Genomic DNA, 15,420 nt, shown 5'->3' with positions numbered 1-15,420 from the left:
TAACTATTGGTTTTTAAGTTCTCGCAGATCTTGAATACTAACAAGATATTGTCCTAAAAATGGTAAACCTCCTATCGCTGGCAAAAGATAGCGGGAAGTACAAAGTAATCCCAAAGCTGCGGCTGTGGGCGCAGCGAAATAAGGGCTATAAAAGGCGATCAAGGCAGCATCGCGAGTGCCAACTCCGGCAAATGTTAGTGGTAGCAACCCTGCTAAAATTGCTAAGGGAGATAATGCTAAATTTGCCAAAAATGGTGTCCAGGCATTGAGTGCTAGGATAAAAAACCAGATTTGCAGCAAGTGGCCAAACCAGATAACAATAGAAGTAGTTGTAATTTTCAATAGTTGCCTTTTATCTTGCCAGAAAAACTGCTGCATTTCCCGCCAAGACAACTGAAATTTTTCGATTTTAGAGCGGAATTTTTTAGGTAAAATTTTGCATACTATCCTAAAAAATATTTGGGCAAATTTACGAGAACCTAGTAACATTATACCTGTAATCAGTCCCAAGGATACAGCAGCAGTCATTACCCAAAACAACCAATCTTTCTGGGGATAAAGTATCAAGCCAAATACACACCACAATAGTAAAGAAAGCATATCGCAAGCTTTTTCAAATACTACCAGCGACAGGGATAGCGAACCATCTAAATGTCCCCGCTGTTTCATAAAATAAGCTTTGGCAATATCGCCCATTTTTGAGGGGAGTACCATATTTAAAACGCTGGCAGCAAGGATGAGACGATTTGCTTCACCAAACCCCAATTTGCCCCCCACAGGCATTAGTTGTTGCAGCCGCCAAGCTGTTAGCATTGTTAGTGGTACAACCATACTGAGGCTGATAGCCATCCACCAGCGATCGCAGTTTCGGAAGACTTGTATTAATCCAGCAAAATCAATTTTCCAGTAGATGACTGCTAGAATTAGTAGGCTGACAATCAGAGAAATTAATCGTTTCATTAATTAGCTTTTCGCTATTGGTTTAAAAACTTTTCCGGGCGATTAGAAATCGCGGCTATACAAACAAAGTCCGCCTACGCGGACTATAAGAAAAAGGGGTAATAAACCTGGATTTAGTATTATGTTATCATACTACTTGATTTGATTTAATTTCACTGAGTTTGCAAACGGGGGATTACGGTGCGAGTGAAGTTATCGCTTCCAGTTTCGAGATTAGCAGGAACGCCGTTTGGATATTCTTGCGCGATCGCACTTTGTATGGTTTGAATCCGGTTGCCAGGATTGGGGTGAGAACTCAAAAATTCCGGCTGTCTTCCCCCACCACTGGCAGTCTCAAGTATCTGCATCACTTCCGCCAAAGCCTTTGGATTGTAACCAGCTTGACTCATAAAGCGCACGCCGAGGCGATCGGCTTCCAACTCGTCGTCACGACCGTATCGCAGGCTGACCAATTGGTTGACAGCTTGCGCGAGTACGGCGGCCTGCTGACCGTTGCCGCGATCGTCACTGGCGGCCACCCCCACAGCCGTTACCAACGCCGCCCCCAGCCTTTGCTTGGCCAAGTGTTCGGCCCCGTGACGACCAACGACGTGACCGGATTCGTGCCCCAACACGCCCGCCAGTTGCGCTTCCGATTTTAGCCGACTCAGCAAGGCAACCGTTACGAAAACCTGACCCCCCGGTAGCGCCAAAGCATTCACCGTTTTAGGGTCGCGCAGCAGGTGAAACTCGAAGGGATAACCCAGTTTGGATGCCGCAGACTGCTGTACCACGCGCTTTCCGACGCGATCTATATAATCCTGAAGCGCTTGATCTGGGTAAAGACCGCCAAATTGAGAGGCTACTTGCGATCGCGATTCCAGTCCTAACACTACTTCCTGGCGCGGTGACAATTGCACTCGCTGCTTTTCCCCAGTCACCGGATTTTCCACAGTCGTAGTCAAGTAACTAATAAAACCGAAAAAGGCGATTAAAAGCCCAATCGCAAAACGAAATAGATGTCTGCTCACCGCTTCTCTCCTCATTCATTGGTCAGTAAAATATCATGAAAAATTTCACAAAATATCTATCTAAAGGCTACTCTTTAAAACTGACGTTTCACTTTCAAAGGTTGACCAGGAGCGAGTTTTTTAACTTCATCAGTCAAGTCAAGCCCAGGTAATAATTGACCTCTTTGAAACGTGCGACTCATCACCACATAAATAGAAGTTTGATCGCAGCCAATCCCCGCACTAATCACCCCTTCCCAAGACTTAGCATAAAGTTCATCGGTAATCTGCCATTGTTGATTTTCCCATCGCAAGCGGCGACAAAAGCGAAACGGTGCATCTTGTTTACCAGTAATCAACATTTTCTGCAAAATTTTCCGAATTAAATTAGGGAAAAAACGCCCAAACGTCAGCATAACAACCCGTAAAATCAGTAATTTTATGGGTGTCATTTGCGTTTGTTTTGCCCATCCCATTTGTCCAGAAACCGTAATTTCATCCTCCTCAACTTGCACTTCGCAATCGCCTATTAAATGGCTAACTGAATTCTTGATTTTACCATTTTTGCGGAATTGGAGCGAAAATTGAGTATCGGAAGCAACTAATCGATCGTTGCGAAATAGCTTGAAAGTACCGCCTTTATTCAAAGCCATATAAAGCTCAGTATCCCCACATCGTTTAATCAAAATTTTAGCTTCTTTTAGCCAAACACTAGCAGCATTTTTGGCAATAGATTGCGATCTATCCGGTACGAAATCCCGCCAAGCTAATAAATAATTCCAAGTATGATGACCGATAATATGATCGTCAGCGTAACAAGGAGCTAAACCATTAGCTAATCCCGTCAAAAAACGATCGTTAATTTGTAAAGCTTCCGGCATCCATTGACCGACTAATTCAAAACCATGCGGGAAAAAGTTATAGGTGTTCCGACTAGCATACTCTCCACCATAAGAACCATCAGGATGAATGAATTGAGCGGCTAATTCCACAGCCTTTACAATCGTATCTTTCAATCTAGGATCTGGCTTCAGTTGATAAATACGCGCTAAACATGATATAGTTAAAGTGTGATATCCAGGATCGCATCCTTCATATTCCTGAAACCAACCTTCGGGATTTTGCCACTCAAAAACTCGCTCTAAACGCAGTTTTTTTGCCACATCCCACTTGGAACTATTCAATAACCTTTCTAGCAATTCTAAACACAAGACAATTAAAGCTTGATGATTGGTAAGTTTGCCGCTTTCGTGATGATTTGCTAACCAGTCAGCCCGCCTCTCAAAAAACTGCAAAATTTCCTCATTCTCCAATTTTAACAGCGTGTAACTTTCGATGCAAGCTAATAGAGAAAATGCCGCCGCCCCCGATGCTCTTTCATAGGGAAAATAATCATCGCAGGAACCATCGCGGTGAGCGCTACGGGCAGCATAAATAATCCCAGCTTCTACCCATTCGCGAATCATTGGCTGTTGATAGAATGGATTATCGGCAATATTTGTCTGGTAAGCTAAGGCTAAAGGCCAAACAAATTCCTGAGACATTCCACTGGGAAAATCTATGATTTTATAATGCCAAAAATTGCGGTCAAAACATCCGTAAGTAGGGCTATGAGGATTGCGATCGCACAGCGTCAAAATTTTATGAATTTGCGCTATTGCCTCACGAGCAAACAAATCTTTACTATTCATAACTTTAATCTTCTCTCCTAGTATCAAGCCGTCGCAGCCGCAATTGAATCTCTTCCACCAATTTGCGATTAGCTGCCATTAAGTCAGCAATTAAACCCAACATCCACAACTGAAAGCCGATCAGAATTAAAATCGCAGCTAAGATTAAGCTGGGAACTCTAGTTCTAAGAGTACCTTGTAAAATAAAGAAAAATATCCAGCGTATACCTAATATCACACCCAAACTAAACGGCACGCTTCCTAACATTAAGAAAAAGCGTAGAGGTTTGTAAACCATGAAAATGCGGAGGATTGTAAACAGCGATCTTATCACATAAGAAGGCGTACTTTTTACCAACCGCGAAGGTCTTAAAACCCCATTAGTGCGAATCGGAACCGAAGTAATCGCCATACCTTTTTGTCCAGCTTGAATAATTGTCTCCAGAGTATAAGTATATTGATTAAACACATTTAACTGCATTGCTGCCTCTCTGCTAAATGCTCTAAACCCGCTTGGAGCATCAGGAATATCCGTCTTACTAGCAAGACGAACCACCCAACTACCTACTTTTTGCAGCAGTTTTTTAGTAGGAGAAAAGTGTTCAATTTCAAGAATAGGTCGAGCACCTACCACTATTTCTGCTTGACCTAATAAAATTGGCTCAATTAATAAAGGAATATCATCAGCACAATATTGATTATCAGCATCAGTATTAACAATAATATCAGCTCCCGCCTTTAAACAAGCATCCAAGCCCGCCATAAATGCTTTAGCTAAACCTTGGTTACTTGAAAAACGAACAATACGATCTACACCATACTCTTTTGCAACTTCAACAGTTCTATCTTGGCTACCGTCATCAATAACCAACCATTCAATAATATCAATACCAGGCAGATGGCGAGGTAAGGCCGCAAGTGTAACACCGAGACTACCTTCCTCGTTATAACAAGGAATTTGGATAATTAGCTTCTTCATCGTCACAGAGAGTACAAATTTAAGAAAATTAGCGAAAATTTGAGATTGCAGTTTACCATTGCTGTTATCATATACTCCTATCTGCACATTTTGAACCAGCGAAACGCAAATTACACATCTCAATCGTTAGCGAGGTCAATATCAATGCCTGTTGGAATGGAAGATCAGGGTCGCAAATTTATCACGACAGAGCCGCTAGACAAGAGCACAGAAGCGGGAGAACAAATAGTTTGGGATGCAGTCCGCAGTGCCTTTGCCGATCGCACCTGCATTGGTTATTCGCGCTATCCTCTTTTCTCAAAGTTTGGAGAAATTCGCAAAGAACCTGACATTTTGATTGTCGATCGCGAATTAAGTTTAGTAATTATTGAGGTCAAATCTGTTAAGATTGACCAAATTGTTGCCGTTAACGGTCAAGAATGGGAATTTCAAAACTTTTCTACCGCAGAAACTAACCCCTATCAGCAAGCTGAAAATCAACTTTATGCCTTGTTGGGGTATTGCGACAGAGAATCGGCTATTCGCCGGAAAGTCGGCGCTAGAGCTATCATAGCACTACCTCTAATTACAGAGGCAGAATGGCAACAAAAAGAATTCGATAAGCTGCCCAATTGTCCGCCGATTATCTTCAAAGATCACTTAGGTAAACTTGCCTTAACTGAGCGAATTAAAAGAGCGCCTGTAGTGGTGGAAGGTGAGGAAATTGAGGACGAACAATGGGAATTATTGTTATCAGTCATCAGCGGCGGCCCTATTTTGAGAAAAGCGCCCCGCCTTCTTCAATCTACTAACAGTAAAACTCGTTCTAGTGTGATTGCCACTTTACAGGAAAGGCTCTACGAATTAGATTTCCAGCAAGAACACATCGGCAAAGAAATCCCCCCTGGTTTTCAGCGAATGCGGGGCATTGCCGGGTCGGGGAAAACTGTGTTATTGTGCCAAAAAGCGGCTCATATTCACTTAAAACATCCTGATTGGGATATTGCCTTAGTATTTTTCACTCGCACTCTTTACGATTTGATGATTGGGTTAGTAGATAGGTGGCTGCGTCGCTTTACAAATGGTGACGTTCAATACGATTCCAAAACTAACAAAAAACTGCGGATTCTTCACGCTTGGGGTGGGAAAAATCAACCGGGACTTTATAGTACAATTTGCGAGTTCAACGGCGTGCGATCGAGGACTGCTGGAGAAACACCGGAAAGACAGCCTAATCGGGGATTGGCTGAACTTTGTAAACGCCTATCGGAAGAAATCAAAATTGAGCCAATTTTTGATGCAATTTTGATCGATGAAGGTCAAGATTTAGTCTCGGAAGACGATCTAAAATTTCAGGATAAACAGGCAATTTACTGGTTAGCTTATCAAGCTTTAAAACCAGCCGATCCAGAAAAGTTAGAGCAGCGGCGCTTAATTTGGGCTTACGATGAAGCTCAAAGTCTTGATAACTTAAAAGTGCCGACTACTAAAGAATTGTTTGGCGAAAATTTAAGCAATTTGTTAAGTAAAGGGACGCAATATAGCGGCAGCATCAAAAAATCCGAAGTCATGCGCCGTTGTTATCGCACTCCTGGTACAATTTTGACAGCAGCACACGCGATTGGGATGGGATTGTTGCGACCAGAGGGAATGTTAACAGGAATTACTCGCGCTGATGATTGGAAAGCTATCGGTTATGAAGTGACGGGTAAGTTTATTGCTGGTCAAAAAATCACTCTACATCGACCACCTCAAAATTCACCCAATCCTGTTGAGCAATTGTGGGGAAAACCTGTATTAGAGTTTGAAACTTATGGCTCTCGCCAGGAAGAAATGATGGCTTTAGCTGATAAGATTTTGCATAATATTGTCGATGATGACCTGAGACCTAGTAGGGATATTTTAGTGATAATTTTAGGCTCTGTTACTGAGGCAATAGAATTAGAAACTCAGGTAGCCAATTTCTTGATTGAACAAGGAATTAAGATCTACATTCCTACAGCTTTAGGGTTGGATGAATTAAACCCTAAATGGCCGAGTCACAACCCCGATTTATTCTGGATGGATGGCGGAGTAACGGTTTCTCGCGTTACTCGCGCTAAGGGAAATGAAGCGGATATGGTCTATGTGATTGGCTTTGATAATATTGCCAGAAATGAGGCCGATGTGAGTCTGCGTAATCAGTTATTTGTGGCTTTAACGAGGGCGCGGGGATGGGCTAATTTGAGTGGGGTGGGTGATTATCCAATGTATGAGGAAATGCGGCGGGTGATTGAGAGTAAAGATACTTTTACTTTTACTTATAAGCGGCCGCTGAAGCGAGATATCGGGGAGGCGGAAGAAGGCTAGGGGCTAGGGGCTAGGGGCTAGGGGCTAGGGGCTAGGGAAAGAAGGGAAGAAGGGAAGAAGGGATAGAGAATCAATGGTTTCATGAATTCAGAACGTCCTAAACGACGAAAGCGGTTGCTATATTAGCGCACAGTTTTAGCAGAATAACCCTGGTTTTCTAAACAACCAGGGTTATGTTTTATGCGTAAAAGCTTATCGCAGAAATACGAGACGATCGCCTAACTCTTTAGTACCCGCTAAAGCTTCTTGTCTTGCCCATTTATCAGCGGCAATGATATCATCTAAAGATGGATTGGCACAGTTATCAGCTTGATGCTTTTCGCACGTCCGTTCGATCAACCTCGGAATATCTAAAAACTCAATTTTTTCATCTAAAAATAGGGCTACTGCCTCCTCATTGGCTGCATTCAACACCGCAGGCATCGAACCGCCAGCACGTCCAGCAGTATATGCTAACTGCATACAAGGATACTTTTGATGGTCAGGTTCTCGGAAAGTTAAATCTCCCGATTTTACTAAATTCAGCGGTTCCCAATCTGTATAAATTCGCTCTGGCCAAGACAAGGCATAAAGCAGAGGTAAACGCATATCCGGCCACCCCAATTGCGCTAAAACAGAAGTATCTTGCAGCTCAATTAGTGAGTGAATGATGCTCTGAGGATGGATGACAATATCAATGCCATCATAATCCATACCAAACAGGTAGTGAGCCTCGATTACTTCTAAACCTTTATTCATTAAGGTAGCAGAATCAACCGTGATTTTCCGCCCCATTGACCAATTGGGATGTTTTAAGGCATCGGCAACTTTTACTTCTGATAATTTCTCAACTGGCCAATCTCGAAATGCACCGCCAGAAGCAGTGAGAATAATCCGCCGCAAACCGCCTTTAGGCAAGCCTTGGAGACATTGAAAAATGGCCGAATGTTCTGAATCAGCAGGTAATAATTTCACTCCATGTTTGGCGATTAAGGGGTTGACAACGGGGCCGCCAGCAATTAAAGTTTCTTTATTAGCAAGAGCAATATCTTTACCGGCTTCAATAGCCGCAATTGTAGGCAACAAACCGGCACAGCCGACAATGCCAGTAACGACAGCTTGGGCATCGCCATATTTGGCAACTTCGACGATGCCAGTCTCGCCAGCAAGTAAAATGGGTTGTGGGTCTAAGTCTGCGATCGCCTCTTTCAATTCTGGCAACTTATCCACATCAGAGATGGCGACAATTTCCGGCCGAAACTGCCTAATTTGCTTCGCCAGCAGCGTCACATTTCGCCCAGCAGCCAAACCCACAATCCGAAATTGATCGGGGTACTGTGCCACAATATCTAACGTCTGAGTGCCAATGGAGCCGGTAGAGCCGAGAAGGGTAATCGCTTTCACAATTTTTTAATGATTGGTGGGCCATACCAATATTACGATCGCAGGGAGTTAAATTAGCACTCGCCGACTCTTGCCTAGTTGCACGTTCGAGTGAATGATATGTTGAGTGGTCAGCTAGTGCAAGCCTTCATGCAAAACCCCCCTGAAAATCTTGGAACCTCAAGCGAGGACAGCAGCAGCAAGTCAGAAAAAATAGAGGTAAGTCATCTCATCCCTCCGCCGACTGCGGTTTGGGCGATCGCATCCTCTGTGCTAATTTTCTTTTTGTGTAGTAGCTTGCGGCACGCCCTATTTCAATCAACAGGCTTTGATTTAGGAATTTATGACCAAGTTGTTTACTTAATTAGCCAAGGTTTGCCCCCCATTTCCTCATTTTTGGGGTTTCATCATCTTGGTAATCATGCAGCTTGGGCTATCTATCCTCTAGCTTTATTGTACAAGATTTATCCCACAGTTTACTGGTTATTTTTAGTACAAGCAATTGCCTTAACTTTAGGTATTTTTCCAATTTGGATTTTATCGCGTTTAGCAGGTTTAAAGGAAAACCAAGCTATGGCAATGGCAGTAGCCTATCTCCTTTATCCAGTGATTTTTAATACCAATTTATTTGATTTTCACCCCGAAGTAATGGCTTTACCCGCTATTTTGGGCGCAATTTTAGCCGCAAAACTCAATAAGCCGCTGTGGTTTTGTGCAGGCATTCTCTGGGTTTTGGGTGGCAAAGCTGTCTTGTCCTTAACTGTAATAGCAATGGGTTTTTGGCTACTGCTATTTGAGAAGCGCCGTTTGTGTGGCGGTATTGCCCTGATTCTGGGTGTAGCATGGTTTTTGATTGCCACTCAGAAGCTGATTCCCTACTTTAGTGGCAGCGAAGCGGCGGGAGTTTGGCGGTATACTTACTTAGGTAACTCAGTCAGAGAAATTGTACTTAATTTGTTCCTGAAACCACAATTAATTTTGGGTAAAATCTTTTCCATTGATACAGTTAAATATTTGTTCCTCCTAATTTTACCCCTGATTTGGTTACTCTTGCCCTTTACTGGTAAAAAATTAGGCTGGAGATATCTAACACCCTTAGTTTGTGCCGTGCCGACGCTAGCCGTAAATATTCTATCAGATGTGCCATTTCAGCGCAGCATGGCTTATCATTACTCCTTACCTGTAATTCCTTTTTTATTATTAGCAGCCATTGCCAAGGAAGAACTAAGCCGTAAAAATTTACCAACAGATTTAACCGATAGTTTATTAGTGGGTAGTGAAAATGATTTAACAGCAGAATCAGCCAAACCAACGAAAAAATCCGAAATAAACATCCTTAATTTCCGACTTTCTATTCCTCAGTTAGAATTTCCTAGAACAATCGTTATTTGGTCATTATTAATTTTCCTAATTATCGGCGAATCTAAGGATTTCTTGCTATATCTAACAAGGATTGATACTTGGCAAGCTTCCCAAGAAGCAGTCGCCCAAGTACAACCCCAAGGTAGCGTATTAACTGATAATAGACTCGCCCCTCATTTCACTCATCGCCCAGTAGTAAAATTGTTATCGCAAATTTCACCAAATGCTGATTTAGCTGAATTTAAGTACGTAGTCTTGAATTTGCGCCATCCTTGGCCAGATACTAAAGATATTGGCGTTAGTTTAGCCGATAAACTTAAAAATTCTCCCAATTTTAAGTTAAGCTATCAGCAAGATGATGTTTTTGTCTTTACAAAAGATTAGTGACGAAACGCCTCCCTCTGGGGGGCGTTTCGAGAATTTTATCGCTCTGAAGATTATTAGAAAAATGCTGCTTTTTAAACATCTTAAATCCCATCCTCTAGTGCCGATAATTACTATAACTGCAATCATTTTTATGAGTTGTAGCAGTATACGTCATGCCCTATTTCAATCAACAGCTTTTGAAATGGGAATTTATGACCAAGTTGCTTATTTAATTAGCCAGGGAGAAACACCATTTTCCTCATTTCTAGGCATTCATCATCTGGGAAATCATGCAGCTTTGGCTATGTATCCTTTGGGTTTACTTTACAAAATCTACCCATCAGTTTACTGGTTATTATTTGTACAAGCAGTTTCCCTAGCATTAGGAGCGTGGCCTACTTGGAGTTTAGCACGTCAAGCGGGATTAAATGAATCTAAATCCTTAGCTATGGCAGTGATGTATTTATTGTATCCCGTAGTTTTCAACCTTAATTTGTTTGATTTCCATCCAGAAGTAATGGCAATTCCCGCCCTTTTAGGCGCAATTTTAGCAGCTAAATTAGATAAAACCTTATGGTTTATTCTGGCAATTCTTTGGGTTTTAGCCTGTAAAGATGCCTTATCCCTAACTGTAGCTGCAATGGGAATTTGGCTGTTTTTCTTTGAAAAGAAGCGGTTATGCGGTGCAATTGCACTTGGTTTAGGTGTAGGTTGGTTTGTAATTGTCACTCAAGGAATCATCCCACATTTTAAAGGTGGAAAAGGGCCCGGAGGAGTTGGACGCTATAGCTATTTAGGAAACTCAGTTTTTGAAATTGCTGTAAATGTTATACTCAAACCAGGACTGGTCTTAGGGCGGTTTTTTTCGGTGGATACTTTGCAATATCTCGGTTTATTATTATTACCAGTAATTTTATGGCTTTCTCCCCGTCAATTCGCGCCTTTAATAAGTGCTTTACCAGTATTAATCAAGAATATTTTATCGGATATTGATGCTCAACGGGATTTAATTCATCAATATTCTCTCCCCTTGTTACCCTTTCTCTTAGTCGCTGTAATTGCGACATTGGCAGCAAGCGAGAAAACGGGAGGAAAAATAAAATTACCAATTACCAATTACCAATTACCAATTACCAATTACCAATTACCAAAAGTAATAGTTATTTGGTCATTAGTAACTTTTTTGGCACTAGCTAAGTACGGTTATTTCTGGACAATTTATCTAGATTCTCTCGATACATGGCAAGCAACTCGAAATGCAATCGCCCTTGTTCAAACTAAGGGTAGCGTCTTAACTACCGCTTATATTGCCCCTCATTTATCCCATCGCCAAATCATCAAATTAACCAATGCTTCTGTACCCCTTAATCATTTAACTGACTTTGATTATGTGCTGTTAAATCTCCGCCATCCAGGGTGGAATAGTAATAAAGAATTTGCGGCTACCTTAGTCAGTCAACTTAAAAATAATCCTCAGTTTCAACTCAATTATCAACAGGATGACGTTTATTTATTCAATCAAAAAAACTAACACTTAAGTAGCTGGATAGAAATAAACAATGTCATTGCGAGCGGAGCGAAGCAATCTCAAGGCCTTGAGATTGCTTCGATTTACTTAAGTAAATCCACCTAATTAAACATAAGATAAGGATGGCTAAAAAGCTGACTGTATAAACATTCTTCCTTCTCTCCTAGATAACTAAATTTTTCTTCCTTCTTCCTTCTTCCTTCTTCCTTCTTCCTTCTTCCTTCTACTTATCCTGTAATTTTCTTACCTCTTTATGCACGCTCATCCCAATTTCTAGCGCCTCATTCAGCAACCGTCCATATTCACTCGCTTGGTTATTGACATCAAAAGCCATTAAAGCAGTTAGATTATTTTCAATATTAACAAATAACTCATAGCGGCGACCAATAAACTCTTGATTATCTCTGAGTATTTTTTCTGTTCTCAAAGCACAAATCAAACTATCTCTAGTGACATTTAGGGCTTTAATTGCATCGTCTCTGTTAATCAAATTCAGGGGCAAATTACCCACAGCAGTTAACTTATCAATAATATCTACCGCCTTAATCACCTCATTATATTTCTCTACTTCATCTGCTAAATTCGCCAAAGCTGCTAGAGGTTTTGCTTTCAACCACATATAAATATTCCAGCCGCAACTCAAGAGAATAGATAGGACTAAAGTCAATTGTAAAAACTGAAAAAATGCCTGAGTATCTGGTACAGAAGTAGTATTTTTAGCGATTAACAAAGTAATGGGAACTGAAAAAATTAAGGTTAAGCCAAATATCAAAACTTCATTGAAAATAAAAGAGGCAAGTTGTTGACGATTCCGCCTTTTCTTGCCTATCAAACTCTCACGCAGCACAGAAGTTCGGTATAAATTACCCATGACAACATCACTCAGAGTTACACCGCTTAACTCTTCTACTTCTTTCTCGGTAATTCTTAACTCCTCCAAATCTGGCTGCATAAGAGTTTCCAATTTCCTAATTAAAAGTTTAGCGATAACCAAGAATTTCAGATATTGCTTGCACGATATTCAGATAAAAGTTGCTGTCTCGGCCGCGAAATAACTCAAAAGGTGCTCCCGGTGCTCCAAAAAAAGGTCTTAACGTCCAGGCTAATTGACAGCCGACAAAGGCATAAAGTATTAGCCAGAATTTCAAAATCTTGTCGCGAATTTCCTTGCCTTCGGGGTCTTCCTTAGAAAGCAACTGCATACCTTGATATAAAAAATTAACACCGAGAAAGCCTGTGAGTGAGAAAATCGCAACATTTAACAGTTTAAAAAACTGGTAATCGTAGGTGCTAATTAGAAAAAATAGGGAGATTGGTGCAAATCCTAAGAGTAAAACTCCAATCAAGGCTACTGCTGTCATTAGCAATGCTAAATATTGCTCAAAGGAGCGCTTGGAACCAAACATTACATTGAAAAAATATAATGTGGGAAAACAGATGATAACTGTGATTATATAAAGAGCTGGCAATTTGATCGCTGACATGATTGCTTGCTGCCAACTATTCGCTGCACCAATGATAGCGCCATAGACGGCGAAGAATACGCAACTGGAAATCAACAGACCTAAGATTTTAGATTGTAGTCTTACGCCTTGGCGGAGGTCTTCGAGGAATTGCTGGCGTTCCCGCAGTAAATCCATCACGATTGAAAAGTATTTCATGCTGTCTCCTTTCGAGCAATGAGATTGTTGTCTAATACCTTTTAATATCTTCTCAAGAGTATTACGAAATTCCTGATGTTGGGTTTAATTTCGTTGCACTCAACCTACGGCTTTCGAGCGATGAGATTGCTATCCAATAACTTTTGAATTTTTACTTCTGACTTGTGGTACGATTATAAGTTTTCCAAAATTACTCACAAGAGAGGGGGCGATTAACGCCCCCTCCTCAAGCCGATCCCAAAGAGCGTGCTAATAGCTTCTTAGTATGCTAGACCCATACTGCGAGTTGTTTCAGCTCCCAGGTAAACCCTAATGCTCAGAAAGTCAGTAGGACAAGCAGTTTCGCACCGCTTGCAGCCAACACAGTCTTCTGTGCGAGGGGAAGAGGCAATCTGACCGGCTTTACAGCCATCCCAGGGCACCATTTCTAAAACATCAAGCGGGCAAGCGCGGACGCATTGGGTACAGCCAATGCAGGTATCGTAGATTTTGACTGCATGAGACATTGAATAAAAGCTCCAAACGAGTCATCAAAATTTGCTGTATCTGCAAGTGAACTGATTTGACGGCGAGCTTCCACCGCTCATCTTTCACAGAGAATCATGGCCTAGTTTACCGCAGTGTTTCCAAGCTCTTAGCTAAAAGGCAGCAAAACTTCACAGTTGTTAACGGTTAAGGATTAGAAACAATATTTTTTACAAAAGTTTACAAAAATCCATCTTTTTTACTTGGAGCGGCACTTCTGCTTTTTAAACCAGGCAATGCTGGCTTGGGGCGATCGCGTTGCCATCCAAACTCGATCTGACAGATTACGGGCCAGAAAAAACCGCAGCTTCAATATCCTGACGGCTAAGAGAGTATTTGAAAGCTCGTTGAATATCTTGACCGTCAGCTCCAGCGTGAAGGTAGCGGACGGTCAGTTGATCGATGTCTAGGGAAAGTTCTGCTTCCCATGTTGGTCGTTGAATTCGCCAGCAGTGGAGTTCGCTACGGTCTTGTTGGCAACCCCGGTTTTTTAGCCATTGCTCTATTTCTGGCAGGGGATGGTTATACAAGGGGGTATCGGGGGAAGGAATAGTCATTGGTAGTTGATGGTTGATAGTTGGTAATTGGAAATGAGTGTTGAATGGGAATCTGCTATTAGCTATTAGCTTTTTGCAAGATACTTTCTATAAAGTTGGGGATGAATCTATCGGGAGCCATAAGCTCGTTGTAAATAGCCCGATTTTCTAGTTTCATTTCTTGGAATTCCTTGTTGGTGATTTTTTCAAAATGTTCTACTACTAAGTCTCCTATCTTATATAAAGATTTTAGTGGGACTTTGAGCAGATGAATTTTTTCTTCAAAGGGAATTTCTACATCAGTATCTATTACTAAGGGAATGCAACCGGCATTTAAAGCCATATAAAAGCGCCCGGAATAATTACCATTTGCCCTCACGCATAAGGAATAGTCGGATTTTCTCATGTTGTCTATGAATCTATCTTCTAGTAAAACTCTATTGATATTGGCGGGGTTGTAATAATCTTGCAGGGTATTTGTGATATCAAAATGGCTGTCTATTCGTCGATCTTCTGCCAGTAAATCCATAGCAACTTTTCTCAGTTGATGGCTCATTCCTTTTTTCAGCCTCATGTCTATTTTCTGGGCAAGGTTGCCTTGGGATAATAAAGCTTTTGATAGGGGAAAAGGCAGGCTGTTCCCTATTTTAAAAAATTTACCTGCGGCTGATGTAGTTCCACAAAAACCGACAGCAGGTTTTTGCGATCGAGGTAAAATTTCTAGAGCTTCTAACTGAGTTTTAGTTTTTTGATTTGACCAGTAAGGACGCTCGGTCTCAAAAGGTTTTTTTAAGCTTTTATAAAGACCAAAGCGAAGAATGTTTGCTGTTGGTATATCTAAGGGTGTATCTAAGTCGCAGGTTGCATCTATAATCAATGGCTTATTATAAATTTCCGCTTCTTTAACTGCATCTAAAACAGAGTCATCAAAAACACGGTTTTCTGGATTGAAGACTTTTTGAGGGTAGATGGCTAGATCGCAATGTTTTAAAGAATGTGTTTCACTCCAATGAGTTTCTGCAATCAGCTTGTCAAAGGCTGGATCTCTATTATCCGGTCTGAGAGGCCATAGTAATTCTACACGAGTATCACTAGCTGCATTGAAGGTATAAATTTTCATGAGCTGTTAGGTGGTAGTTAAGGAGGTTTTATGA

General features: G+C 41.4%; 13 protein-coding genes. 3 read left to right on the top strand and 10 right to left on the bottom strand.

Features of this window, described 5'->3' with window-relative positions:
* Window positions 1-3: 3 nt before the first annotated feature.
* From OSCIL6407_RS0102025 to OSCIL6407_RS0102010, 4 genes are all read right to left on the bottom strand, one after another.
* On the bottom strand, window positions 4-960 hold the full coding sequence (locus OSCIL6407_RS0102025) for a lysylphosphatidylglycerol synthase transmembrane domain-containing protein (RefSeq protein WP_007354668.1): 957 nt from the start codon (window positions 958-960) through the stop codon (window positions 4-6).
* A 152-nt stretch (window positions 961-1,112) separates the two neighbouring features.
* Entirely contained in the window at window positions 1,113-1,970 is an 858-nt protein-coding gene (locus OSCIL6407_RS0102020) for a M48 family metalloprotease (RefSeq protein ID WP_007354669.1), read from the bottom strand.
* 74 nt (window positions 1,971-2,044) lie between these two features.
* On the bottom strand, window positions 2,045-3,640 hold the full coding sequence (locus OSCIL6407_RS0102015) for a hypothetical protein (protein WP_019486869.1): 1,596 nt from the start codon (window positions 3,638-3,640) through the stop codon (window positions 2,045-2,047).
* Window positions 3,641-3,644: 4 nt separating this feature from the next.
* On the bottom strand, window positions 3,645-4,598 hold the full coding sequence (locus OSCIL6407_RS0102010) for a glycosyltransferase family 2 protein (RefSeq protein WP_026103622.1): 954 nt from the start codon (window positions 4,596-4,598) through the stop codon (window positions 3,645-3,647).
* Window positions 4,599-4,742: 144 nt separating this feature from the next.
* Here OSCIL6407_RS0102010 and OSCIL6407_RS0102005 point away from each other — a divergent pair, with 144 nt between their 5' ends.
* Entirely contained in the window at window positions 4,743-6,926 is a 2,184-nt protein-coding gene (locus OSCIL6407_RS0102005; protein WP_007354672.1) for a DEAD/DEAH box helicase, read from the top strand.
* 192 nt (window positions 6,927-7,118) lie between these two features.
* Here OSCIL6407_RS0102005 and dxr read toward each other — a convergent pair whose 3' ends face one another.
* The gene (gene dxr / locus OSCIL6407_RS0102000) at window positions 7,119-8,309 is read right to left on the bottom strand and encodes a 1-deoxy-D-xylulose-5-phosphate reductoisomerase (protein ID WP_007354673.1); all 1,191 of its coding nucleotides are present in this window, start codon (window positions 8,307-8,309) and stop codon (window positions 7,119-7,121) included.
* 99 nt (window positions 8,310-8,408) lie between these two features.
* Between dxr and OSCIL6407_RS0101995 the strand changes: the two genes are divergently transcribed.
* Window positions 8,409-10,034: a DUF2079 domain-containing protein gene (locus OSCIL6407_RS0101995; RefSeq protein WP_007354674.1), complete on the top strand. Its 1,626-nt coding sequence runs from the start codon at window positions 8,409-8,411 to the stop codon at window positions 10,032-10,034.
* Window positions 10,009-11,547: a DUF2079 domain-containing protein gene (locus tag OSCIL6407_RS0101990; protein WP_019486868.1), complete on the top strand. Its 1,539-nt coding sequence runs from the start codon at window positions 10,009-10,011 to the stop codon at window positions 11,545-11,547. The genes OSCIL6407_RS0101995 and OSCIL6407_RS0101990 overlap by 26 nt, the downstream gene beginning before the upstream one ends.
* A gap of 220 nt (window positions 11,548-11,767) precedes the next feature.
* Here OSCIL6407_RS0101990 and OSCIL6407_RS0101985 read toward each other — a convergent pair whose 3' ends face one another.
* The 5 genes from OSCIL6407_RS0101985 to OSCIL6407_RS0101965 all read right to left on the bottom strand — a co-directional run bounded on the left by OSCIL6407_RS0101985 (window position 11,768) and on the right by OSCIL6407_RS0101965 (window position 15,386).
* A complete protein-coding gene (locus OSCIL6407_RS0101985; RefSeq protein WP_007355305.1) occupies window positions 11,768-12,496 on the bottom strand; it encodes a hypothetical protein in 729 nt (242 codons plus the stop codon).
* Window positions 12,497-12,524: 28 nt separating this feature from the next.
* Complete coding sequence (locus OSCIL6407_RS0101980) at window positions 12,525-13,205, bottom strand: hypothetical protein (RefSeq protein WP_007355304.1); 681 nt, start codon at window positions 13,203-13,205, stop codon at window positions 12,525-12,527.
* Between the two features lie 260 nt (window positions 13,206-13,465).
* The gene (gene psaC / locus OSCIL6407_RS0101975; RefSeq protein ID WP_007355303.1) at window positions 13,466-13,711 is read right to left on the bottom strand and encodes a photosystem I iron-sulfur center protein PsaC; all 246 of its coding nucleotides are present in this window, start codon (window positions 13,709-13,711) and stop codon (window positions 13,466-13,468) included.
* Between the two features lie 303 nt (window positions 13,712-14,014).
* Window positions 14,015-14,287: a DUF3143 domain-containing protein gene (locus tag OSCIL6407_RS0101970; RefSeq protein ID WP_007355302.1), complete on the bottom strand. Its 273-nt coding sequence runs from the start codon at window positions 14,285-14,287 to the stop codon at window positions 14,015-14,017.
* A gap of 58 nt (window positions 14,288-14,345) precedes the next feature.
* Window positions 14,346-15,386: a hypothetical protein gene (locus OSCIL6407_RS0101965; protein ID WP_007355301.1), complete on the bottom strand. Its 1,041-nt coding sequence runs from the start codon at window positions 15,384-15,386 to the stop codon at window positions 14,346-14,348.
* Window positions 15,387-15,420 lie beyond the last annotated feature (34 nt).

It is taken from the genome of Kamptonema formosum PCC 6407, assembly GCF_000332155.1.
Lineage (GTDB): Bacteria > Cyanobacteriota > Cyanobacteriia > Cyanobacteriales > Microcoleaceae > Kamptonema > Kamptonema formosum.
This window is presented reverse-complemented; position numbering and strand designations above follow the sequence as displayed.